This window comes from Calothrix sp. NIES-2098, from assembly GCF_963875125.1.
Lineage (GTDB): Bacteria > Cyanobacteriota > Cyanobacteriia > Cyanobacteriales > Nostocaceae > Aulosira.
Genome location: NZ_CAWNKJ010000001.1, coordinates 7054986 through 7077899 on the forward strand (window position 1 = coordinate 7054986; position 22914 = coordinate 7077899).

Annotated in this window: 23 protein-coding genes; 11 read left to right on the forward strand and 12 right to left on the reverse strand. The window is 41.1% G+C overall.

Annotation, left to right across the window (positions count from 1 at the left end):
• Positions 1–56 precede the first annotated feature (56 nt).
• Positions 57–434, reverse strand: a complete 378-nt coding sequence (locus AACU33_RS29565; protein WP_096593679.1) for a Mo-dependent nitrogenase C-terminal domain-containing protein — start codon at positions 432–434, stop codon at positions 57–59.
• A 673-nt stretch (positions 435–1107) separates the two neighbouring features.
• Here AACU33_RS29565 and AACU33_RS29570 point away from each other — a divergent pair.
• From AACU33_RS29570 to AACU33_RS29585, 4 genes are all read left to right on the forward strand, one after another.
• Positions 1108–1608 (forward strand): helix-turn-helix domain-containing protein, encoded by a 501-nt coding sequence (locus tag AACU33_RS29570; protein WP_096588144.1) that lies wholly within the window; start codon positions 1108–1110, stop codon positions 1606–1608.
• A 47-nt stretch (positions 1609–1655) separates the two neighbouring features.
• A complete protein-coding gene (locus AACU33_RS29575) occupies positions 1656–2180 on the forward strand; it encodes an IS630 family transposase (protein ID WP_339376496.1) in 525 nt (174 codons plus the stop codon).
• 15 nt (positions 2181–2195) lie between these two features.
• Positions 2196–3392 carry an anion transporter gene (locus tag AACU33_RS29580; RefSeq protein WP_096593682.1) on the forward strand — a complete coding sequence of 399 codons (1197 nt, stop codon included), beginning with the start codon at positions 2196–2198 and terminating at the stop codon, positions 3390–3392.
• Positions 3393–3673: 281 nt separating this feature from the next.
• Positions 3674–4570: an AAA family ATPase gene (locus AACU33_RS29585; RefSeq protein WP_096593685.1), complete on the forward strand. Its 897-nt coding sequence runs from the start codon at positions 3674–3676 to the stop codon at positions 4568–4570.
• A 203-nt stretch (positions 4571–4773) separates the two neighbouring features.
• On the opposite strand, the gene AACU33_RS29590 is transcribed toward AACU33_RS29585, so the two are convergent.
• From AACU33_RS29590 to AACU33_RS29605, 4 genes are all read right to left on the reverse strand, one after another.
• Complete coding sequence (locus AACU33_RS29590; protein WP_096593688.1) at positions 4774–5388, reverse strand: Uma2 family endonuclease; 615 nt, start codon at positions 5386–5388, stop codon at positions 4774–4776.
• A 130-nt stretch (positions 5389–5518) separates the two neighbouring features.
• On the reverse strand, positions 5519–7291 hold the full coding sequence (locus AACU33_RS29595) for a ribonuclease J (protein ID WP_096593690.1): 1773 nt from the start codon (positions 7289–7291) through the stop codon (positions 5519–5521).
• 286 nt (positions 7292–7577) lie between these two features.
• On the reverse strand, positions 7578–8462 hold the full coding sequence (gene dapA / locus AACU33_RS29600) for a 4-hydroxy-tetrahydrodipicolinate synthase (RefSeq protein WP_096593693.1): 885 nt from the start codon (positions 8460–8462) through the stop codon (positions 7578–7580).
• Positions 8463–8635: 173 nt separating this feature from the next.
• Positions 8636–9679: an aspartate-semialdehyde dehydrogenase gene (locus tag AACU33_RS29605; RefSeq protein ID WP_096593696.1), complete on the reverse strand. Its 1044-nt coding sequence runs from the start codon at positions 9677–9679 to the stop codon at positions 8636–8638.
• A gap of 827 nt (positions 9680–10506) precedes the next feature.
• Here AACU33_RS29605 and tig point away from each other — a divergent pair.
• The 4 genes from tig to AACU33_RS29625 all read left to right on the forward strand — a co-directional run bounded on the left by tig (position 10507) and on the right by AACU33_RS29625 (position 15496).
• The gene (tig, locus tag AACU33_RS29610; protein ID WP_096593698.1) at positions 10507–11931 is read left to right on the forward strand and encodes a trigger factor; all 1425 of its coding nucleotides are present in this window, start codon (positions 10507–10509) and stop codon (positions 11929–11931) included.
• A 456-nt stretch (positions 11932–12387) separates the two neighbouring features.
• Positions 12388–13086 (forward strand): ATP-dependent Clp endopeptidase proteolytic subunit ClpP, encoded by a 699-nt coding sequence (gene clpP / locus AACU33_RS29615; RefSeq protein ID WP_096593701.1) that lies wholly within the window; start codon positions 12388–12390, stop codon positions 13084–13086.
• Positions 13087–13095: 9 nt separating this feature from the next.
• Positions 13096–14439: an ATP-dependent protease ATP-binding subunit ClpX gene (clpX, locus tag AACU33_RS29620; protein WP_096593704.1), complete on the forward strand. Its 1344-nt coding sequence runs from the start codon at positions 13096–13098 to the stop codon at positions 14437–14439.
• Positions 14440–14578: 139 nt separating this feature from the next.
• Positions 14579–15496 (forward strand): alpha/beta fold hydrolase, encoded by a 918-nt coding sequence (locus AACU33_RS29625; RefSeq protein WP_096593706.1) that lies wholly within the window; start codon positions 14579–14581, stop codon positions 15494–15496.
• Positions 15497–15573: 77 nt separating this feature from the next.
• Here the strand turns inward: AACU33_RS29625 and AACU33_RS29630 are convergent, their stop codons facing one another.
• Positions 15574–16557: a GntR family transcriptional regulator gene (locus AACU33_RS29630; RefSeq protein ID WP_096593709.1), complete on the reverse strand. Its 984-nt coding sequence runs from the start codon at positions 16555–16557 to the stop codon at positions 15574–15576.
• A gap of 199 nt (positions 16558–16756) precedes the next feature.
• On the opposite strand from AACU33_RS29630, the gene AACU33_RS29635 reads away from it, so the two are divergent.
• Entirely contained in the window at positions 16757–17497 is a 741-nt protein-coding gene (locus tag AACU33_RS29635) for a dienelactone hydrolase family protein (RefSeq protein WP_096593711.1), read from the forward strand.
• A gap of 76 nt (positions 17498–17573) precedes the next feature.
• A complete protein-coding gene (locus AACU33_RS29640) occupies positions 17574–18476 on the forward strand; it encodes a S1 RNA-binding domain-containing protein (RefSeq protein WP_096593714.1) in 903 nt (300 codons plus the stop codon).
• A 125-nt stretch (positions 18477–18601) separates the two neighbouring features.
• On the opposite strand, the gene AACU33_RS29645 is transcribed toward AACU33_RS29640, so the two are convergent.
• The 3 genes from AACU33_RS29645 to AACU33_RS29655 form a co-directional block, all read right to left on the reverse strand.
• On the reverse strand, positions 18602–19165 hold the full coding sequence (locus AACU33_RS29645; RefSeq protein WP_096593717.1) for a Uma2 family endonuclease: 564 nt from the start codon (positions 19163–19165) through the stop codon (positions 18602–18604).
• Positions 19166–19260: 95 nt separating this feature from the next.
• Positions 19261–19842, reverse strand: coding sequence for a hypothetical protein (locus AACU33_RS29650; protein WP_339376367.1), 582 nt, complete (start codon positions 19840–19842; stop codon positions 19261–19263).
• Positions 19843–19943: 101 nt separating this feature from the next.
• Entirely contained in the window at positions 19944–20423 is a 480-nt protein-coding gene (locus AACU33_RS29655) for a hypothetical protein (protein ID WP_096593719.1), read from the reverse strand.
• A 201-nt stretch (positions 20424–20624) separates the two neighbouring features.
• Here AACU33_RS29655 and AACU33_RS29660 point away from each other — a divergent pair, with 201 nt between their 5' ends.
• The gene (locus AACU33_RS29660; protein ID WP_045872408.1) at positions 20625–20837 is read left to right on the forward strand and encodes a helix-turn-helix domain-containing protein; all 213 of its coding nucleotides are present in this window, start codon (positions 20625–20627) and stop codon (positions 20835–20837) included.
• A gap of 76 nt (positions 20838–20913) precedes the next feature.
• Here AACU33_RS29660 and AACU33_RS29665 read toward each other — a convergent pair whose 3' ends face one another.
• From AACU33_RS29665 to AACU33_RS29675, 3 genes are all read right to left on the reverse strand, one after another.
• Positions 20914–21276 (reverse strand): type II toxin-antitoxin system VapC family toxin, encoded by a 363-nt coding sequence (locus tag AACU33_RS29665; RefSeq protein WP_339376368.1) that lies wholly within the window; start codon positions 21274–21276, stop codon positions 20914–20916.
• A gap of 83 nt (positions 21277–21359) precedes the next feature.
• Positions 21360–21626 carry a hypothetical protein gene (locus AACU33_RS29670; protein ID WP_096593723.1) on the reverse strand — a complete coding sequence of 89 codons (267 nt, stop codon included), beginning with the start codon at positions 21624–21626 and terminating at the stop codon, positions 21360–21362.
• Positions 21627–21740: 114 nt separating this feature from the next.
• Entirely contained in the window at positions 21741–22766 is a 1026-nt protein-coding gene (locus AACU33_RS29675; RefSeq protein ID WP_096593725.1) for a serine/threonine-protein kinase, read from the reverse strand.
• Positions 22767–22914: the final 148 nt, after the last annotated feature.

The window sequence follows — 22914 nt, forward strand, 5'->3', positions numbered from 1 at the left end:
TTAATGACTCAAAATTGAGAAATGATAACTCAGAACTTGCAACTCAGCACTCTGTATTAACAGTACTGGGAAACATCCTCTCCACATTCATCAGCTAGATAGCATAACGCCCGGAAACGTAAGCCCACTACTTCTTCATATAAAGGATTAAGCTTACACATTGGCGGAATGTGGAATAAGGTTTTGCCAAATAATTTGACATCGCGCTCAAAAGGACACTGAGAAGGAATTAGTTTACACAAGCGGTGAGCTAATTCGCGATCGCGGACTTGAATTCTGTCTACTTTTTGTCGTAGGGGCTGGAGAATATCACAGTAAGACTTAGCAGCAGAATTTTGTAGCTGGGTTACATGGGTATTATTCGCCTCTGCTTGATTTATCGATACCCAGCTTGTCAGAAAAATTCTTTTTGTGGTATTATCGAATACCTTCATTGTTACTCCTCTATTTTCTTGAGGGTATTCACCTTAACGATGAACATATACATAGTGGCTACGACCATTCCCGGAAAAATCTTGTCCTGACTCGATGCAATCTGATGTTATCCGTAGCCGCTTTAGTCAGAACTCATTTCTAACTACGTCAAGTTAAACGCAATTTCCCTGGAATCGGAAGTATAGTCTTCCGATCTTGTTCATAACTTGACATAGTTAAGATTTTAGTGAAGACATCTACCTTTGGGTGGGTTTTTTGATAATTGTTACAAAACTTAATTATAAAATATAACACTGGGTAGAAATACTAACTGCTAAATTCTATACAGATAGGGCGGCTGATGCCTGATATCCTTTCAGTTTCAAATCCCAACAATTGAAGGGACTCGCAGATGCGCAAAATAATGTACAGCAAGATTTTAGATACCTGTATTAGATAGACAGCAGGTTTTTACCATGTATATTGGCTAATGTCAATAAAAAAGTAAGAAGTTTCTTCAATTATTCCTTCTTGCCTGACAAGTCAGTTGAAAGAATTTGTTCCCTAGTTACCCTTGACTTGTAGCTGTAATGTCAATAATGGGTATGAGGAATTAGCGCTCAATCACTAGGTAATACCATTTCACTAAAAAAATGATAAAGATAATTAAGGAAGAAATATGAGCAGAAGTTTATGGCAGGAGTCACCAAAGTAAAAATAAAGGAGTCAGCCGAGGAATTACATGAGCTGCTAAGAAAACAAAAAACAGCATTAGGTAAAGAACGGATTCAAGCGTTGTATTTACTGAAGATAAAGCAGGTAAAGACAATACAAGATTTAGCAGTGGTATTGGGCAGAGGAAGCGCGACGGTACAAAGGTGGTTAAAAGTTTATGCAGAGTCAGGAATCACTAGTCTCGTATCAAGAAAAAAAGGTTCAGGACGACCACCAATTATTAACACAGATGTTCGAGAGCAGCTTTCAAAGGAACTGGAAGACCCCCAGGGATTTAAAAGTTATGAAGAAATCCGAACATGGTTAAAAGCGGTAGAGGGTGTAGAAGCTTCATACAAAGTAGTACATGATACAGTGCGTTATCAAATGAAAGCGAAGCTAAAGGTGCCGCGTGCAGTAGGCATTAAACACCAACCAGAAGCGGAAGAAGAGTTTAAAAAAAACTCCCACAATACCTAGACGTAATTCAGAAATATGTCATATCACCAATAGATAGACAAAGAAAAATTAGGTATTGGTGTGAGGATGAAAGCCGCGTAGGACTGAAAACAGAAGCAGGAAGATTAATTACTACAAAAGGTACTAAGCCTATTGGCATCATGCAATGGAAGCGAGAAAATTTTTATTTATATGGATTGGTAGAACCATTAACTGGTGAGAATTTTATTTGGGAATTCTCTCATTTAAATGCAGCTTGTTTTCAGATTTTTCTAGAAAAATTCTCGGCTAATTATGCCCAAGATATACATATTATTCAGTTAGACAATGGTGCTTTTCATTTTAGTCAACATCTTCAGATACCAGAAAATATAATTTTGTTATTTCAACCCCCACATACACCGCAAGTTAATCCAATTGAGCGATTGTGGGAGGAAGTTAAAAGATATTTGGCGTGGGAAAGTTTTGGAGCGTTGGATGAATTAAGACAATTTATCTGGAAGCGTTTGGAGAAATTAAACACATCAACCATTGCTTCTATTACAGGTTGGGACTTTATTCTTGATGCTTTATTTGAATCAAATTTTTCGTGAATTGGTATAACGCGAGTGACTGTCCTTCAATTTGCAATCTATGGCGTGTTAGCGCTGACTTACCTGGGGTTGGCAATAGGCTACATTCCAGGTTTACGCATGAACCGTGCCACTATTGCCTTAGTGGGATCTGCCTTTTTAATTGCTTTAGGTGCTGTAAATTTACCGGAAGCATGGCAAGCAATTGATGCCAACACCATCATATTTTTACTGAGCATGATGGTAGTTAACGCTAACCTAGCCTATGCAGGGTTTTTTGGGCGATCGCTCTCAATGCTGTTGAGCATCACTCGCAGCCCTCTAGGTTTGGTGATTGCTTTAACCTTTAGTAGCGGTATCCTTTCTGCCGTATTTCTCAACGACACCATAGCGCTAATTTTTACACCGTTTACATTGAACCTAACTCAAGCATTAGGTTTAAATCCCATACCTTATTTACTAGCGATCGCAGGTGCAACTAATATTGGTTCTGTTTGCACTCTCAGCGGTAATCCCCAAAATATTTTAATCGGCTCATTTTCAAACATTCCCTACCTAGATTTTCTGCACGCACTCGCCCCAGTAGCCTTGATTGGTTTAGTAATTCAGATAGGATTGCTATGCTTACTTTATCCAGATTTACGTTCCATCCAACCTTGTCAGCATAAAGTTGATGGGAATCATCGCATTTTTAAACCTTTATTTAATAAAACATTAGTTATCACGACAGGATTACTCATCGCCTTTGCTGTTGGCTTACCTCTAGCGGAGTCTGCTTTAGTTGCTGCTAGTTTGTTGTTGATTACGCGGCGACTTAAACCTCAGCGCATTCTCCAAAGAATAGATTGGAATCTGCTAGTGATGTTTTCGGGATTATTTATTCTGACGAGAGTGACAGAAAAATTAAATTTATTGCAGTTATTTACTCAAGCAGTAAACACTTCTGCAAGTTTTTTGAGTGTAACTGTTATCTTATCTAACCTAATTTCTAATGTTCCGGCTGTACTTCTATTACATCCTTTGATCCCCAAGGATGATACACAATATTGGCTATTATTAGCAGCTGGATCTACATTGGCAGGTAATCTAACTTTGTTTGGTTCAGTTGCTAACTTAATAGTCGTAGAAGCCGCTACGAATTTAGGCTATAAGTTGACATTTTTAGAGCATTTACGCTTTGGAGTACCGCTTACATTGTGTACTTTAGTTTTAACCTATTTGTGGATTCACTAAGTAATAGAAGATTGTTCAACCATGAGAAGCGTAAGACTACAGGCTTAAGATGCCTCTTTTTATAGACAGATACCAGACAGCTACTTTACGTCTATGAGATATGTAAGTTAATCTAGGTAAGAGTGAACTGTGTATCACATAATGCCAGTGTATGTAAATCACTCTGCTTTAGAGTCTTTTAGCTATCTGTAATAGGTTCAGCCGAAATTCAATAGATATTACTCGGATTGTACCTCTACATAGTAGAGAGACAAGTTACTCATTTATTGAGGCTATAAAATATGAGTTTTTGGGATTTGGAAATTGATGCTGAACTTGAACAATTAAAAAAAGAGTTAAAAAAACGCTACCTTGATAATGATTGTTCTTCTGAAGGGATGGAAAGTGTTATTGAACAATTAAACAATCTAGTAGGTATGCAGAATGTTAAAGATGAAATCAATACTCTAATAAATTTTTTGAAAATTCAGAAACTACGTCAAGAACAAAAACTTGCTACTGTTTCAGTTACACTTCACTCGGTTTTCTGTGGGTCTCCTGGAACTGGAAAGACAACAGTAGCGCGTCTAATGGGCGAAATCTACAAAGAATTGGGCATACTTTCTAAAGGCCATCTTGTCGAAACTGATCGATCTGGATTGGTAGCTGGTTATATTGGGCAAACTGCTATTAAAGTTGATGCAATCATTGAATCAGCATTAGATGGTGTACTTTTTATTGATGAAGCCTATGCATTAAAGCCAGAAAATTCACGTAATGATTTTGGACAGGAAGCTATAGATACTCTTTTGAAAAGAATGGAGGATTACAGAGATAGGTTAGTAGTGATAGTGGCTGGGTATAGTGAAGAAATGTCTAGATTTATAGATGCTAATCCTGGATTGCAGTCACGATTTAACAAATATTTTTATTTTGAAGATTATCAGCCCCACGAATTACTAAATATTTATGAAAAAATTTGTGAGCAGAGTCATTTCTGTCTGACTGAGCATTCACGAAAAACGCTACTAACTAAATTCAATGATTTATATGTAAGTCGAAATAATAAATTTGGTAATGGTAGGCTTGTGAGAAATATATTTGACAAAACTATTGAGAAACAAGCAAACAGGCTGGTAAAAATTCCTGGAGTCAGCAAAGAAATGATGATGGAAATTATACCCGAAGATATACCTTGATGATTAGGCTTTACCACAAAGATTTTTTTAGGACTGACTCTAAATTTTTTAAATATTTTCTAAGCTGAAAGCACCTGCTGAACTGTTAGAACTAATTCGGGGAAGGTCTGAGAAATAATTCTTTGGTTACTAGTAAATACAGCTTGCTTATAAGTGCTTTTATCTAACAGACCAACCGTGATTGATTAAAATTTAGTTTTCAGCTACAAAGCTGCATCAAAAATTTGTTGAGCAGTTAAATTTAGCTGAGGAAAAGTAGGGGAAACAATGGAGTTATTACCTCTAAAATCATTCATTTGGTATTCACCGTCAATCAGCTGGCATACAAATATAGTTGGCTGTTTAGGATTGCCAATAAAATTACGTCCACCTAGCGCAGCATAATCAGCAATCCAATATTCAGCTATACCCATTTGTTCATAATCGGCATATTTTTTGTAGTAATCATCACGCCAATTTGTACTTACTACTTCAACTACTAAAGAAACTGATGTACCTTGGCTAACTGTCGATGTTTTTTGCCACAAAGGTGCATTATTAAGATTATCAAGATTTAATAACAAAACATCAGGAGAATAAGCTGACTCAGCTTCAGGTGGTTTAACAAATGCAGTCTTAGGAATGGCATAGGGTAGTTCCATTCGATCGAACTCCACAGTTATTTTACATGCTATAAATGCCACAACTTTTTCACGATCGCCAGTTGGTGGTGCCATCTCAACGATTGTTCCATCATGTAGTTCGTAGGGTATTCCGTTATTTGGATACCACTTTATAAATTCATCAAAATTTACCAGCTTAGATAGAGCTTGTGCCATATCACTACATTTTCTAGTTATTTCATACTGTTTCCTTTTTCCTCATCTATTATGAATTTACCTCACACAAAAATGCAAAGACGCTCAAAACAACTTTGCGCCTTTGCGTGAGATTTTAATTCTAAATACTTTACGATGCTACCTGAGCAGCAGTTCTCGTCCGCCGTCTTCTACCATCGCTGACTTTTACAGGTGGTTCATCAGGAATCTGCATCAACAATGTCACAGTAGGTTGACATTGCAGTTCCCGACGGATGGAACGTTGCAATTCTCGCTCTAAGGTCCCTTGCAATCCACCCCAATCTACTTCTGATTGCTCGCCTTCGCTGGGTTGAGCAAATTCTGACCAACGAACGCTCAATATTTCTTCAATTCGCTGTTGTACCCATTTTTGTAGGAGCGATCGCTCTATACTGGTCACTACACCCCGCAGGTGAATTTCTGGCTTGGCTAATAATTTCCCACTCCAATCGATGGCTGCGGCGATGGTGACAATGCCTTCAGAAGCCATTCTTTGCCGTTCTTGCAATACTTTGGCACTGACCATCCCAGAACTAGTAGTATCCACCAGTTCAATCCCAGATGGTACTTTTCCAGCAACGCAGATGGCATCTTCTGTTAATTCCACAATATCGCCATTCTGGATCACAATCATATTTTCTGGTTGAATACCCATACTCTGCGCTGTTTGGGCGTGCTTCACCAGCATTCGATGTTCGCCGTGGAAGGGTACAAAAAACTTTGGTCGAGTTAAGGCAATCATCAGTTTTTGGTCTTCTTGACAACCGTGACCAGAAACGTGAATTCCTTTGTCTCGACCATAGATTACATTTGCTCCTTGGAGCATCAATTTATCTATAGTATTAACGACTGCGATCGTATTACCAGGAATCGGGTTAGCAGAGAAGACTACCGTATCACCTTGACGAATTTTAATGTGGGGGTGTTCTTTATTGGCAATCCGAGTCATGGCTGACATTGGTTCGCCTTGAGAACCTGTAGTGAGAATCAGCACATTCTCATCTGGCAAACTGCGAATAGTATGCAACGGTTGCAGGAGATGATCGGGACACTTGATATAACCTAGATTGCGTGCATGAGCAATCAAATTTAGCATCGAACGCCCGACAACTGTCACTGTGCGGTTGTGCTTCTGCGCCAGATCCAAAATCATGTTGATGCGATGAACGCTGGAAGCAAAAGTAGTGACAAATAATCTCCCGGTGGCTTGAGAGAAAATTCTGTCAAGATTAGGGTAAACGGAACGTTCCGAAGGGGTGAATCCTGGTACTTCTGAGTTGGTTGAATCACTCAACAAACAAAGCACGCCTTTTTCACCATGTTCTGCTAGCCGTTGTAAGTCAAATCTTTCGCCATCGACTGGGGTGTGGTCAATTTTAAAATCTCCTGTATGAATAACTATACCTATGGGTGTATGAATTGCAACGGTAAAGCTATCGGCGATGGAGTGGGTGTTGCGAATGTATTCAACAAAGAATGATTTGCCAATTCTGACTACATCGCGGGGGAGAACCGATCTTAATTCTGTGCGATCGCGTACTCCTGCTTCTTCTAATTTACCCTCTAGCATCGCCATCGCTAGTCTCGGGCCGTAAATTACGGGTATTTCAAATTGCTTGAGGTGAAATGCAATGCCGCCGATATGGTCTTCATGACCGTGGGTGACAATCATTCCTTTAATTTTATGGCGGTTTTCCCGCAGATAGGTCATATCTGGCAGGACAATATTTACACCATGCATTGCCTCTGTAGGAAAGGCTAAACCTGCATCTAATAAAACAATTTCATCCTCATACTCGAAAACACAAGTATTTTTACCAATTTCATGTAAACCGCCCAAAGGAATAATTTTCAGGGCGGAGTTAGCTTCGTTTTTAGCCATTTGCTCCTTGAATTGTTGTTTGTGGTTAATTTAAGTTAAAAAGTTAGCCTTTTGTATCAAAGACAACATTAGCTGTCTTATAAAGTCATTCCCAAAGCAGCCTAGTTTAAATCAGATTTTCTATTGTTTGTTCAATAAAAATGGATTTTACGCTGAAGGATTCATAGTATAACTATTCAGTCGTAGCACAGGAGTTTCAAGTGCAACCTGGTAATTTTATGTATTTTCCTTATTTATTATGTATCTTTGGAAACTCATAACTTGCTATTACCCAACAAGTTAGTACTTACATTAAACTTAGTTCTTTTAGCACCACCTCTAACTTGTGGCTGACTTCTGGATCGGCTTCGCATAGCGGTGGACGTGTTGAACCTACCTCCCAACCTTGAAGTTTTAGTGCTTTTTTAACTGGAATGGGATTTGTAGTTAAAAATAAAGCTTTAAACAGTGGAAAAAGTTGAAGATGAATTTGAGTCGCAACTTGGGTTTTACCCGCACTGAAAGCTTGAATCATCTGCTGTAGTTGGTTTCCTACCAGATGAGAAGCTACGCTCACCACACCCTTTGCGCCGATCGCTAACAAAGGCAGGGTTAAAGAATCATCTCCAGCGTAAATCTGAAATTCTGGTGGTGTCAAGCGGCGAATTTCACTCGCTTGATCCAAACTTCCACTAGCTTCTTTTATCCCAACAATATTATTTATCTCCGCTAACCGGGCAACTGTTTCGGCACTAAGGTTTTGACCGGTACGACCGGGAATGTTGTACAACAGTACGGGCAGGTCGGGACAGGCTTGCGCTACCGCCTGAAAGTGCTGATAAAGTCCTGCTTGCGGCGGTTTATTGTAATAAGGAACAACTTGTAAAGTCCCATGTACTCCTATTTTAGCTGCCTTTTGGGTGGCAGAGATCGCTTCTTTGGTGGAGTTGGAACCACACCCTGCTATTACCTTGGCTTTTCCAGCTACAGCCTGCAACACTTGAACAAACAACTGGTATTCCTCATCCCAAGTCAGAGTAGGAGATTCCCCAGTTGTACCACACACTACTAATGTATCTGTACCGTTGTTAGCTAGATGTGCTGCTAGTTCTGCCGCTACATCATAGTTGACACTGCCGTCTTCTTTAAACGGCGTAATCATAGCGGTTAAAACTTTGCCAAAATCTCCCACCCTTTTCTCACTCCTGATTTCCCTTTTAATTTTTTATTTCTTGGTGGTTTTTCTATTTTAGTACCCTATCTGCAAATTGCTGGCAAGCGTGTTCCGCAAATTTGCTAAGATCGATAATGATAGAGATTTTCAAGCATCAATGCCCAAAATCTAAATTTTCTATTTAATTTTTTCTAGCTTGTAACTTTTGCTGTAGCAGGTTTCAGCAGATTTTTTTCTACCAATAACTCAGCAATTTGTACTGCATTCAATGCTGCGCCTTTACGGATTTGATCGCCACATAGCCACAGTTCTAAGCCACAAGGATGAGAAATGTCTTGACGAATTCTTCCCACTAAAACTTCATCTCGACCAGTGGCTTCTATTGGCATAGGAAAATGATTTGCCCGCCAATCTTCTACCAATTTAACTCCAGGAGAGTGGCTTAAAATTTCTCTAGCTTCATCTGGACTAAATGGTGCGTCAAATTCTATATTAACTGCTTCTGAGTGGGCACGAAGTACGGGAACCCGCACACAAGTAGCGGTAATTCGGATTTGCTGGGTGCCAAAAATTTTGCGAGTTTCGTTGACCATTTTCATTTCTTCCTCGCAGTATCCCCAATCGTTGAGTGGGGAATTATGAGGAAATAAATTAAATGCCAACGGGTAAGGCAATACTTCGGCAACTGGTGTTTTTCCCTCTAAGATGTCTCTTGTTTGAGTTTTCACTTCTGCCATTGCTTTTGCACCAGCACCACTAGCAGATTGGTAGGTGGCAACTACAAGCCTTTTGATGGGTCTAATTTTGTGTAAAGGCCATAATACCACTGCCATCAAAATTGTTGTGCAGTTGGGATTAGCAATAATCCCTTGATGATCGGCAGCAGCTTGAGGATTTACCTCTGGTACTATCAAAGGAACTTCCTCTCTCATCCGGAAGGCACTGGAGTTATCAATTACTACTGCGCCTTTATCTACTGCTTTTGCTGCCCAAGTTTTGGATGTCGAACCACCTGCACTTGCCAGTACTATATCTATACCCTCAAAGGCGCGATCGCTGACTGCCTCTATGGGTAAATTTTCTCCTTTAAAAGGCAGCGTCCGCCCGACGCTTTTTTCTGAGGCTAACAATTTTAAATTGGATATCGGAAAATTCCGACTCTCCAATAATTCCAGCAACTCAGTACCAACAGCACCAGTTGCGCCCAAAATAGCTACACTATAGGATTTAGACAACCTTACTCCCTCCTTTAAGAGGTTATTTATGATTTATTGAACGAAAGCAAAACTTATTTCACTATATTAATTGGCAGTTTTATACATTAAATTAAATAAATTTTTATTTATACTATTAACTTTTCTCAATTTAGTAAATTAAGTAACGTTTCACTTTTCGCTAATTTCCTTTGCTTTTCTGACATTCATATTTTGTTACTTTTATTTAAATTATTTTATTATACAACGAATTTATCAGCAGCGAAAGAATTAAAATTCTTTGATTAGGCATTGTTGAAGTTTCATAGTTTGCCAGCTAAGTCAACAATTTTGCCCGTGCAATTGTGCTGCAAAGATGATGGATGTACTATGATCCAAGTGAAACAAACCAGTCAAACAACAATCTGAGCAATGCAGCAATGCAACCAGTCCCAATAAGTCTGAAATGGGAATCCAAAATTCCTATTTGAAGACCAGGATATCACGCTGTTAGCCCTATGAATCATAAATCCACTTTTGTGTCTGGATATGGAGTGCGCAACCCCCAAATATCAGCACATAAGCTGTGGTGGGTGATTCTAGAAGCAACGATTGGGACTCGGTATGGATCGCTGTATTGTAATCGACATTTTGTAGATGCGATCGGTAAACTTATTGCGCTAAAGTGTTCAGTCTTTTGCCATTAGCAGTACACTGGATAACTGCTGAGGGGCAGTTATCCAGATTTGGATTCTGATTATGCCTTGTGGGCATTTGCCATCCCAGCTAAGAGACATTAACGAACAGCAGCGATCGATCGCATATTGTCTGTACTCGGAGTCAAAAATACCAGAAAACAGAGACGAAGCATGAAAGTCACCCAGGAAAAACTTCCCGCCAGTCAAATAGGATTGGAAATAGAAATTACGCCGGAAATTACCAAACAAACCTACGAACAGGTAATTAAAAACCTAGCTAGTACTGCCAATATTCCTGGGTTTCGCAAAGGCAAAGTGCCTCGGCAGATATTGCTACAACGCCTAGGCACAACTCGCATCAAGGCCGCAGCCCTAGAAGAACTAATTCAAGATGGCATTGAAAAAGCTGTCAAACAAGAAGAAATTCCAGCAATTGGGCAACCGCAGTTACGCTCTGACTTTGAAGAATTGATTAATAATTATCAACCAGGGCAACCGCTAACTTTTTCGGCTGCTGTCGATGTGGAACCAGAAATCCAGATAGACCAGTATACAGGTTTGCAAGCCAAAGCGGAGGAAGTCAAATATGACCCAGCTCGCGTTGATGAGGTTCTGGATAAGGAACGTCAAGAACTGGCAACTTTGATTCCGGTGGAAGGGCGTGCGGCTCAAATTGGCGATGTCGCAGTCTTAGATTTTAAAGGGGTATTGGCAAAAGCTGAAGGAGAAGACGAATCGGTAGAACCAACGCCCATTCCTGGGGGAGAAGCGACTGATTTTCAAGTCGAATTATACGAAGATCGATTTATTCCCGGATTTGTATCTGGCATAGTGGGAATGAATCCAGGGGAAACCAAAGAAATTTCGGCGCAATTCCCAGATCCTTATGCTAACGAAGAGTTAGCAGGCAAACCCGCCATATTTACCGTGACTCTGAATGAACTCAAAGAAAAAGAGTTACCTGAATTAGATGATGACTTTGCTAAAGAAGTCAGCGACTTTGACACATTAGCCGAGTTGCGCGCTTCTTTAGAAGAGCGCTATCAAAAAGAAGCGGAACAGAAAACCAAAGCCAATAAGCAAGAAGCCTTATTAGCGGAACTGCTCAAGCACGTCCAAGTTGACTTACCAGCCACTTTAATTGAGCAGGAAGTTGATGCGATGCTGACGCAAACAGCAATTCGGCTGTCGCAGCAGGGATTAGATGTGCGGAAATTGTTTACCCAAGATATCATTCCGCAGTTACGAGCGCGATCGCGCGATGAAGCTATTGAACGCCTAAAACGCTCCCTTGCTTTGCGCGAAGTCAGCAAACGCGAATCTATCCAGGTGACAGATCAAGAAATTAAAGCTAGAGTCACAGAACTTCTAGAGCAGTACTCGCAAGAAGATGTAGACGAAGATAGACTGCGTTCAGTAGTGGAAAACGAACTGTCAACCGAAAAAATCGTCGATTGGCTGTTAGAGAACTCCGCAGTTGAACTTGTCCCCGAAGGTTCTTTGAGTACCCCAGAAGCAACCGAAACTGTAGATACTGAAGTAGAGGGAGAAATTGGCGAAGCCGCTACTAGCGACGAGTCCACCAATCCTGAATAAGTTCGTAGTCAGGACTTTAATCCTGGATTTTGAAACACTCAAGTCCTGATCTGACTCTGTGAATTAAGACTTCTGCCGTGCTGTACTTGTGCAACATGGCAGAAATAACGACCTACTTGCAAAAAGTGAAAAAGTCTGTAAAATTAGCTTTCTTAAGCTTCTGACTTTTTGCAGTCACTCATCGGGAGCCTTTTGATTGGGGGCTAAAGGCTAGACTCAGCAGTTTTTCAAGCCAAGTACGTGGCTGGTTAGCGATCGCTTAAACTTAATACAATGGTTAAGAAATTTTAAAGAAAATACTAACTCTATTGCTGCTGCGGCTAGATACGGTGTTACAGGAGAAATTTAGATGAGGCATAATGGTTAACACATAGCGCAAATAAAAATCTAAATTAGTGAAAGAGGCAGTGTTTACTGCTTCGATCTTTGTCCCACTTAGTTGTCAAATGTTTTTTTATGCTTCTATCGCAGTCGGGAAATTACCCAATTAGCAGCTTAAGTCGAATAAATATTAATTCTCACTTGAGCGGCCCCAACAACATCGTACCGATGGTTGTAGAGCAGTCTGGTATGGGAGAAAGGGCATTCGACATTTACTCCCGCCTGCTAAGAGAACGGATTATCTTTTTGGGAACTCCCATAGACGATGCCGTTGCTAATTCGATTGTTGCCCAATTGTTGTTCCTGGATGCCGAAGACTCAGAAAAGGACATTCAGCTATACATTAACTCTCCTGGCGGCTCGGTCTACGCAGGCATGGCAATCTATGATACAATACAGCAAATCCGTCCTGATGTTGTTACCATCTGTTTTGGATTAGCCGCAAGCATGGGGGCATTTTTGTTAACAGCAGGGACTAGGGGTAAGCGGATGTCTCTACCTGACTCCCGGATTATGATTCACCAACCACTTGGTGGCGCTCAAGGTCAGGCAATTGACATTGAAATTCAAGCGAGAGAAATTCTTTACATTAAGGCTAAGTTAAATCAGTTGCTGTCTGAGCATACTGGTCAGCCCCTAGAAAGAATTGAAGCAGATACAGAACGCGACTTTTTCATGTCGGCAGAAGAAGCGAAGACCTATGGTTTAATCGACCAAGTCATTTCCAGACAAAATATTCCCACACCAGGGGAAAACGTCACCATTCTGAAATAAGAGGCTGGTATGTCTAAATACGACTCCCATTTAAAATGTTCGTTTTGTGGCAAGTCTCAAGAGCAGGTGCGTAAATTGATCGCAGGGCCGGGAGTCTACATCTGCGATGAATGCGTTGACTTGTGTAATGAAATACTAGATGAAGAGTTACTCGACACTAATGGTGCAGCAGCGTCGCAACCAGCACCAAAGTCCGAGCCTCCTCAAAAACGCCGTGCCCGCTCTTCCAGTCTCTCCTTTAATCAAATTCCCAAGCCCAGAGAGATTAAAAAGTATCTGGACGAACATGTCATTGGTCAAGACGAAGCGAAGAAAGTATTGTCAGTTGCGGTTTACAATCACTATAAGCGTCTGGCAATAGTTCAATCTAAAGCCAGTGGTAAAGCCGGGGCGGAAGATGCTGTAGAACTGCAAAAGTCTAATATTTTGTTAATTGGCCCCACTGGTTGCGGTAAAACCCTCTTGGCGCAAACGCTAGCGAAAATTTTAGATGTACCCTTTGCGGTTGCTGATGCCACAACTCTAACGGAAGCGGGTTATGTGGGCGAAGATGTGGAAAATATCTTGCTGCGACTGTTGCAAGTGGCAGACTTGGATGTAGAAGAAGCGCAACGGGGAATTATCTATATCGATGAAATTGACAAAATTGCTCGCAAGAGTGAGAACCCCTCAATTACACGCGATGTTTCTGGCGAAGGCGTACAGCAAGCTTTGCTGAAAATGTTGGAGGGAACGATCGCTAACGTACCACCCCAAGGAGGACGTAAGCATCCCTATCAAGACTGTATCCAAATTGATACCAGCAACATCTTATTTATTTGTGGTGGAGCCTTCGTTGGCTTAGAGAAAGTTGTAGATCAGAGAGTGGGTAAAAAGTCAATAGGCTTTGTGCAACCTGGAGAAGGGCAAACAAAAGAAAAACGGGCAGCAGATACGCTGCGCTATCTAGAACCGGATGACTTGGTAAAATTTGGCATGATTCCCGAATTTATCGGGCGCATACCGATGGTAGCCGTGGTAGATCCGCTAGATGAAGAAGCTTTAATGGCGATTCTCACCCAACCACGCAGTGCTTTAGTCAAGCAGTATCAAAAACTGCTGAAGATGGACAATGTCCAATTAGACTTTAAACCAGAAGCCTTGCGAGCGATCGCTCAAGAAGCCTACCGCCGCAAAACTGGTGCTAGAGCATTACGAGGCATTGTCGAAGAACTCATGTTGGATGTAATGTACGAGTTACCCTCTCGCAAAGACGTAACTCGCTGTACAGTCACGCGAGAAATGGTTGAAAAGCGTTCCACCGCTGAACTTTTAGTACATCCTTCTTCCCTACCCAAGCCAGAATCAGCTTAATAGTCATTAGTCATGAGTCATTAGTACAAAGAAATCATAAATAATAAAGAACAAGTGACCCTGACGGGTTCGGCAGTTGCTACAAGTCGGGGAACCCGCCCAACGCACTGCCTCACAAATGACAAGGGACAAATGACCAATGCCTTACATTAATGTTCGTGGTGTTGAGCATTACTACGAGTGGGTGAAAAAACCATCAGAGTCTCTGGTAAAGCCAGTGATGGTTTTCATCCACGGTTGGGCTGGTTCGGCGAGGTATTGGCGAAGCACAGCTGATGCTTTATTAGACCAATTTGATTGTTTACTCTACGATTTGCGGGGCTTTGGGCGTTCCCGTGGCAAACCTACAATAGTTCAAGCCAGCGAATCTGTTGCTGAATCTAAATCTCCCCAAGAAGAAGTAGCAGCGATTCAAGAATTAACTTATGAATTAGAAGAATACGCTGATGACTTAGCAGCATTGCTAGATGAGTTGCAGCTTCAGCGTGTCTATATAAATGCTCACTCAATGGGCGCATCGATTGCAGCTTTATTTTTTAATCGCTATCCCCAAAGAGTCGAACGGGGAATTTTGACTTGTAGTGGAATTTTTGAGTACGATGAAAAAGCTTTTGCGGCTTTTCATAAATTTGGTGGTTATGTAGTCAAATTCCGTCCCAAGTGGTTAGGAAAAATACCATTGGTTGACCGAATGTTTATGGCAAGATTTTTGCATCGCACCATACCAAAATTTGAGCGTCAGGCGTTTTTGCAAGATTTTTTAGAAGCTGATTATGATGCTGCTCTTGGAACAATTTTCACTTCGGTAAGTAAAGCACAATCGGAAGTGATGCCACAGGAGTTTGCTAAATTGACAGTACCAGTACTGTTAGTTGCAGGGGAGTATGACAAGATTATTCCGGCTGAGATGGGTCGACAAGCAGCAGCGATGAATGACAAAGTTGAGTTTGTGATGCTTCCTAAGACTGCGCATTTCCCAATGTTAGAAGATGCTCCGAATTACTTACAACGGGTGCGGGAGTTTTTGCAAATTCCCTCAGCAGATAGGGCTGATTAGACAATCGCTCTCCCGTCTGCGACTCCGCGACTCTGGGTGAGAAAAACCACAAAGTCACAAAGGCACAGAGAAAGGAATTAACCCAAACCTAATTCTCGTTTTAATAAATTAATTGACTTAGTACCAATATAATTATCAACCTTAATCAATTTGGGTGGGCGAATAATATCTTCAACTGCTGCTTGCACTGCTGCTTGCACTGCTGGAAAACTTGGTTGATCGCTGATAATGACTTCAGCTCGCTTGACGATAGCCTGAAGTTTATAAGCGTCTTTTGGTTGGGTTGTCATTACCAGTAATTCATCTCCTCGCAGCCCGTGGAGAATGACTTCAGCGGCGCGGGCGATTCCAGAACTTAAGCTAACTATGCCAACACAGTTCTCTTTGGGCAAGGTTTTCAGTAGATTTAGTTCTTTGGAATAGTCATAGATATCTAAAGGAATCACCCGTACAGCTTTGGGGGCGGCAATTTCTTCAACATCGCCAATAAAATATCGGCTAGTTACGACTGTGGCAGAGGAAGTTTTATCTAGTACAGCTGTTAATTCTTCCATTGGTATTAGCTGTATTGGTATTTGTAGTGCTTTTTCTAATTCATAGACCATCAATTCGCCTGCGCCAATATCGTAAGCGGGTACTGCAACTAGCACTTGGGCACTGCAACGCAAGCGCCAATCAATTTCCGCTAAAAATAGCTCCCGTGCTTCCGAGAGCGAACAGCCTTGAGAAAGTAGCTCATCCAGTGCTTGCTGCACAACTTTATCAGCTTCGGGATGTTGCTTAAGAGTTGGTGATTGCAGCCTGCTACCACCCTCATGCCCTTGGGCACGGACATAAATCCCTGAACCAGCAAGGCTTTCGACAAATCCATCTTCTTCTAACTGACGGTAAACTTTGCTGATCGTATTGCGGTGTAAACCGGTTTGCATTGCCAACGCCCGTGTGCTTGGCAATTTGTACCCAGGTGGATATTGCCGGGAAGCGATCGCAAACCGGATTTGATTAAACAGCTGGGTTGATGCGGGAATTTCACTGTCTGGCTGAATGCGGAATTGAATCATCACCAAACCTCCTCGGTGCTACTAGCGGCATATGACCAGCTGTATATACTACTTGTTAAATATTTTATTTATACATTGACTCTCTCTAGAGGAAATCTCTAGTGTACTGACTTTCGTTAATTGATAATCTGATGGCAAAAAGCTTTGAGATACTGGCATAGTTATATCAAACAATCGTGCAACCCTGGTAAAAATTATTATGACAGAGCGAGCAATCGATACCAAAACGGTTCAAATTTCGCAAGATAATTTTTCAATATTAGCTTACTTGGCACAACCACAAGAATCAGGTTCTTACCCAGCAATTGTAGTATTGCAAGAGATTTTTGGTGTCAACGATCATATTCGAGATGTCACAGAACGGATTGCTCGGTTGGGGTATGTAGCGATCGCACCAGCACTTTTCCAACGCCAAGCACCGGGCTTTGAAACTGGCTACACTCCAGAAGATATCGAAGTTGGTAGAGGCTATGCGATGCAAACTAAAGCCTCAGAATTATTGGGTGATATTCAAGCCGCGATCGATTACCTGAAAACTCTCCCCAATGTCAAACAAGATAGCTTCGGCTGTATCGGCTTCTGCTTTGGTGGCCATGTAGCATATCTTGCTGCCACCCTACCAGATATCAAAGCTACTGCTTCCTTCTATGGTGCGGGAATTACTACCCGTACACCAGGAGGCGGAGACCCGACTGTTACACGTACCAGCGAAATTAAAGGTACGCTTTACGCCTTATTTGGCATGGAAGACGCCAGCATTCCCCTTGAACAGGTAGATGAAATTGAAGCAGCGTTAGAAAAATACAAAATTCCGCACCGTGTCTTTCGCTACGATGGAGCTGACCACGGATTTTTCTGCGATCGTCGCGCCAGCTATAATCCTAAAGTTGCCGCCGATGCTTGGGAGCAGGTGAAACAACTCTTTGGTCAACTGGCCTAAAACCTAAGCCGTCAGTAGGGGTTGAGAATTGCTTAAACCCCTACAACTGACCACTAATAATTTATCTTCAAACGTCATGAATTCCGAATCGAAACGTTCTCAAACAGCCAATTCGCCATTTACAATGGACGATTTTGCCAAAGCGCTGGAAAAACACGACTACCAGTTTCAAAAAGGACAGGTAGTGCATGGTAAAGTGTTTCAACTTGACCATGATGGGGCTTATGTTGATATTGGTGGCAAATCGTCGGCTTTTATTCCCCGTGATGAGGCTTCTTTGAGAGCAGTTACCGATTTGTCTGAGGTGCTACCACTGCAAGAAGAACTAGAGTTTTTGATTATCCGAGAGCAGGATGCAGAAGGTCAAGTAACTCTTTCTCGCAAACAGTTAGAAATTCAACATATCTGGGAACGATTAGCGCAAATGCAAGAAAATTCCCAGACTGTACCAGTGAAGGTTACGGGAGTAAATAAAGGTGGTGTCACCGTAGAACTGCAATCTTTACGAGGATTTATTCCGCGATCGCACTTGATTGAGCGTGATAATTTAGAGGCACTCAAGGGTCAAACTCTCACTGTCGGCTTTTTAGAAGTAGACCGCAATAACAAAAAGCTGATCCTTTCCCAGCGGTTGGCAACTCGTTCTAGCAACTTCAGCTTGTTAGAACTAGGTCAATTAGTGGAAGGTAAAGTTACTGGCATTAAACCTTTTGGTGTATTTGTAGATGTAGATGGTATGAGTGCTTTACTTCACATCAAGCAAGTCAGCCAAAAATTTATTGAGTCTCTGGATAAAGTCTTTCAAATTGGTCAGCCGATTAAAGCTGTGATTATTGACTTAGATGAAGGTAAAGGCCGCGTGGCACTTTCCACCAGAGTTTTAGAAAATTTCCCCGGAGAAGTTTTAGAGAATATGGATGAGGTGATGGCTTCTGCGGAGGCTCGTGCTAATCGCGCTAGTCAAAAATCTGCTGAATAGCAGCTTTCATTAAGCACACTATTTATTTCCACTCATCAGACGCTTTTCTTACAACCCCTTAGGCGAGAAGAAAGCGTCTTTGTATTAACGCACCATCATAGCAATAGCAGACACATAGCACGATACTAGCTACCCATTTTTAACCAACCAAAAACTTGTTCGACAGTTAGTGCCAGCTCAATTTCTGGTAAGACGGGTAAAGAATCTTTTCCCTGGAGCAGTAATGGCTGTTGCTCTGGTAAAAATACTAAGATACTGAAGTCATCAGGGTCAAGAAACCATCCCAAACGGCTACCATACTTCAGACAGTGCAGAATGTTGCCAATTACTTTATTGGGTTTTTGTTCTGGCGATAGAATTTCAATTGTCCAGTCTGGGGGGAGTTCAAAGTTATCAGGAACTTCATCATCAACGATGAATGGTATGCGCGTCCACTGAAATACAGCCACATCGGGTACGATCGAGCGTGAGCCAAAGCTACACCGTAATTCAGGAAACGCATAGGCAATTCTGCGATCCTCTGCAACTTGATTGACCGCAGCACAGAGTTTACCTTGCAAGCGGCTGTGTCTCCCTTTTGGCATTGGCTTTTGAACGATCTCACCATTGATATATTCGCTAGCAGGCTTGGTTTCTGGGAGCTGAAGAAATTCTTCCAGGGTGAGGGGTTGGGCAGTTGTGGCGCTCATAGCTCCAAAAATCCTGCGTGACGAGATGTATTGTTAGTCTAACAAAGCGGGGGCTTGCCACTTAATTGAAGAGCGATCACAGACTGATAGATTGTCTAGTGAAGCCAAAAGAGAATACGGACTTCTTCTGGATTTCCTAACTTCAACAACTCTTCAATGAACCAATCAACACAACCCACATAATAGCGATAAGTGTCCACCCATAAAACCTCAGTCGTATTCTCTTTTTTATTCTTATAAACAGGCTCATCGTCTGGCAAATCCTGTGGAAATGGAGCCGAATTCTGAAACAGAGAAGCATATCGACTGTTTACATAACCTGTGCATGGTGGAAATTTTCTGTCCCAATCATATTCAATAACTTCTTGAACCAAGAACCAAGTAAAGTGATGCTCTATTCCTAATGAATTGTTTTCAAAATGTTCCCTATAAACAGTATTCATATCTTTAGGTAAGCCACGCGGTTCTGACAACGGAACTATTTTTTCTGTATGCCAGTGCAAGTAGCAAAGAGAGTGGTGATGATAACCAACAAGAGCAGAGAACAGTTCATACATTCCACCAGGACGCATATAGCAAACTGGTACTTGCTTACCTTTTGACCATTTTGGTTTTGGAATTGGCTCCCATTGATTATGCTTCCAAATTTCAGCATAAAGGCTGCTTGTTGTACTCATATTGACCAAACTTCTCCTCGTCACCGCCTTATACTCAGTTTGGAAAAACCACCACAACAGAAACGAAGACAATAACCAAACGCTCTCAGCGTTTTAGTTTGTCAAAAGTAATCTTTCTGATGATAGCTATTTCGGAGTTCTTCTAACTTTTCTGGATTAAAAGCAAATTGAATTAACTCAACTAGTTCTTCCCAACTATGTAACATAGCCTCTGAGTGAGCTTGCAAGAATTCATGAGCGAAAAATTCTACCCACCACTGTGGTGCTTGCTTATTTTGATGAGGTTCATTTTGCTTGCGCCAGCGTCTACGCCATTTTACAAAGTCTGATTTATTAGGCGGTTGTACACCGAGAATTGGCGGAAAATCAGCATAGCTGACAAACTTGCTCACGCCTTTACCGTGGACATAAACCATATAACGCCAGCATTCCACAGTATATATATCTTCAAAACTGATTTGGAATATTAAACAGATTGCCTCTTCTGTGACAAATCTTGCTAGTGGGTGAACAATTGCTGATTTATGAACTATTTTCGATTCACGGATGACAAGCGCTTTTGGCTTGAGTGATGATAACATAAAGTTAAATTTCTGTTTAAAAGGAATGCCTTCCGTTTAAATGGAATGCTTACCGTTGAAAGAGACTGACATCTCGTTTAACGGGATATGTGTGAAAAAAAACAAATGCAGTCGCCCTTTAGTTTTCCAGGACAGAGGGCGATTGTTATTATTAGAATATAATAATTAAACGACTCATATAAGTCATTTGTCAAGCAAATTATGGGAATGGTTAGGCTAAAGATTCGAGAATTTGCTGCCGAGAAGGGCTGGACGCTGAAAGAAGTATCTGACCGTTCTGGTGTGGTTTATAGTACTCTCAGAACCTATGCGCGATCGCCTGGGCTAGCAACTGTAGATTTTACCGCAATTCAGAAGTTAGCACGGACTTTTGATGTGATGATTGAGGAATTAGTTGAGGTTGTGCAGGAATAATCTATGCTTGCATAAGGGCTATGCTTGCGTGAGAGCGATGTCTAACGACAGGCCCCGAAGCGTCTACGCTTTTATATTAAGGCAACGGTGGTACTTCAAAGTCATTAAACGAGCAAACATCGAAAGAAGAAGCGCTTAAAGCCCTTACCAGCTTACCGTCAAGAGTTAGCAAAGTAGCGCCAACCTGTTGCGAAAGCGCAACATAAGAAGCATCGTAGGCAGAAATCCCATAAGATAAGGCGATAGTAACTGCATCCACCATCAAGTCAGCTGTCGAGACAACCTGTAACCGTAAACTCTTGAGAGTAGCTAGATCTGCTGTGACTTTCGCAGTAGGATAAAGACCAGCACGGATGTATTTCCACAAAACGTTAGCACTTTCAATGTAAAACAAATCAGGAACAAAGAATTGATTTTGAGAATTGGCAACGTGAGCCAACAGTTAATCAACTTTAGGAGATAGTACATCTGGGACAAAGTGCTTGATGCACACACTGACATCTAAGACACACTTAAGAGTAGTCATCTATCCCTGTCTTCTCGAAGCATAGCAGTACTATCAGGCCATTCGATATCCTTAGGAAGCTTTTCACGACGCAGACGACTTTCCTCTAAAAGCTTGAGTACATTCTTTCGCCTTTCGTCTTCTGTTTCCTGTGTCTTTATTTCCAGGGCGTTCTGCAATATTGTAATAACTTGAGCATCAACTGAGCTATTTTCAGCTTTAGCTAACTCTTGCAGTTGTTCGTATAACTCATCAGGTATATTTAGCGGATGAAGGGTAGCCATATCTTGACATCCCAAAAGAATTTATTGGTAATGGTAGCACGATCTAAGCAAGGGGAAGAAAGGAGAATAAGAGGCAATATTTAGCGATAAGATACACCGCTTCTAAGCTTGCTACTAAACATCCAAACTCAACGATCTTAATGAAGATTGTTGTCTTTGTGGCTGTGTATCTTTTTTCCCTGGTAGTAAACCAGCAGCATACAGAATTGCAATTATAGATAACACTACCATTAGCACATATAAAATTATATTACTTGTAGATTCACCAGTTATTGGATATGGGTTTACAGGTGGTGCGATCGCTTGAGTGATTTGTGAATTTGATGTAGTTAACTCTGTATCTAAATCTTTTAGTATTTCTTCAACTGATTGATATCTCACCTGAGATTCGTAGCGCACCATTTTAGTCAAAATAGTTACTAGCCAATCGCTAACATCTGCTTTATCTCTCCAGATAACTTCGCCTAAAGTATCTATTGGCAAGGATTGAGGTTCTAGACCTGTGAGTGCTTCAATTAATGTCATTCCTAATGCATAAATATCACTGTTGGGTAGAGAGTGTCCTCGCATTTGCTCTACTGGAGCATAACCCTGCGTATAAATTTGAGTTCCTGGTTGTTGTAGTCTAGTATTTTTAGCAATAAACTCTTTAACTGCACCGAAGTCAATTAAGAACAAATTATCATCCTTACCTAGAATTATATTCTCTGGTTTGATATCACGATGAATCACGTTATTTATATGTAAAAACGCAAGAATACTTACTAACTTATCTAATATTTTTATAACTTGAGGCTCTTCTAGCTTTTGCCGAGATTTTATTTCTTTACTTAAAGTATTTCCTTGAATATATTGTTGGATAAAGTAAAACTCTTGATTTTCTTCCAGGTATTCGAAAAACTGAGGAATACATGGATGTCCATTTAATTTGTTGAGAATTGTTGCTTCGCGTTGAAATAGTTCTTGAGCTTTAGTAACCTCACTTTGCTTGGTGCTAGAGAAAGTAAAATGCTTAACTGCATACTGAACTCCCAGATGAAATAAGTCATTGGCTAGGTAAGTTCTGCTAAAACCACCTTCCCCAAGCAATGCAACAATCTCGTAACGTCCGCCGATAATTTTTGAGAGCTTTGTATTCATGTAACGCCACCGTGGCAGAGATTGTCCCAAGCAATCTTTGTCAATTAGTAACCTAGGCTGAACTTAGAAGATATTTGACTAAATGTATTTAACGTATTTTATACTACAACAATCATGATACGATCAATTATACACACTTAGAAGTTTT

Coding starts and splice junctions, on each gene's coding strand:
- AACU33_RS29565 (WP_096593679.1), bottom strand. CDS start 434: ATGAAGGTATTCGATAATACCACAAAAAGAATTTTTCTGACAAGCTGG.
- AACU33_RS29570 (WP_096588144.1), top strand. CDS start 1,108: ATGGCAGGAGTCACCAAAGTAAAAATAAAGGAGTCAGCCGAGGAATTA.
- AACU33_RS29585 (WP_096593685.1), top strand. CDS start 3,674: ATGAGTTTTTGGGATTTGGAAATTGATGCTGAACTTGAACAATTAAAA.
- AACU33_RS29590 (WP_096593688.1), bottom strand. CDS start 5,388: ATGGCACAAGCTCTATCTAAGCTGGTAAATTTTGATGAATTTATAAAG.
- AACU33_RS29595 (WP_096593690.1), bottom strand. CDS start 7,291: ATGGCTAAAAACGAAGCTAACTCCGCCCTGAAAATTATTCCTTTGGGC.
- tig (WP_096593698.1), top strand. CDS start 10,507: ATGAAAGTCACCCAGGAAAAACTTCCCGCCAGTCAAATAGGATTGGAA.
- clpP (WP_096593701.1), top strand. CDS start 12,388: ATGCTTCTATCGCAGTCGGGAAATTACCCAATTAGCAGCTTAAGTCGA.
- clpX (WP_096593704.1), top strand. CDS start 13,096: ATGTCTAAATACGACTCCCATTTAAAATGTTCGTTTTGTGGCAAGTCT.
- AACU33_RS29625 (WP_096593706.1), top strand. CDS start 14,579: ATGCCTTACATTAATGTTCGTGGTGTTGAGCATTACTACGAGTGGGTG.
- AACU33_RS29630 (WP_096593709.1), bottom strand. CDS start 16,557: ATGATTCAATTCCGCATTCAGCCAGACAGTGAAATTCCCGCATCAACC.
- AACU33_RS29635 (WP_096593711.1), top strand. CDS start 16,757: ATGACAGAGCGAGCAATCGATACCAAAACGGTTCAAATTTCGCAAGAT.
- AACU33_RS29640 (WP_096593714.1), top strand. CDS start 17,574: ATGAATTCCGAATCGAAACGTTCTCAAACAGCCAATTCGCCATTTACA.
- AACU33_RS29645 (WP_096593717.1), bottom strand. CDS start 19,165: ATGAGCGCCACAACTGCCCAACCCCTCACCCTGGAAGAATTTCTTCAG.
- AACU33_RS29650 (WP_339376367.1), bottom strand. CDS start 19,842: ATGAGTACAACAAGCAGCCTTTATGCTGAAATTTGGAAGCATAATCAA.
- AACU33_RS29655 (WP_096593719.1), bottom strand. CDS start 20,423: ATGTTATCATCACTCAAGCCAAAAGCGCTTGTCATCCGTGAATCGAAA.
- AACU33_RS29660 (WP_045872408.1), top strand. CDS start 20,625: ATGGGAATGGTTAGGCTAAAGATTCGAGAATTTGCTGCCGAGAAGGGC.
- AACU33_RS29670 (WP_096593723.1), bottom strand. CDS start 21,626: ATGGCTACCCTTCATCCGCTAAATATACCTGATGAGTTATACGAACAA.
- AACU33_RS29675 (WP_096593725.1), bottom strand. CDS start 22,766: ATGAATACAAAGCTCTCAAAAATTATCGGCGGACGTTACGAGATTGTT.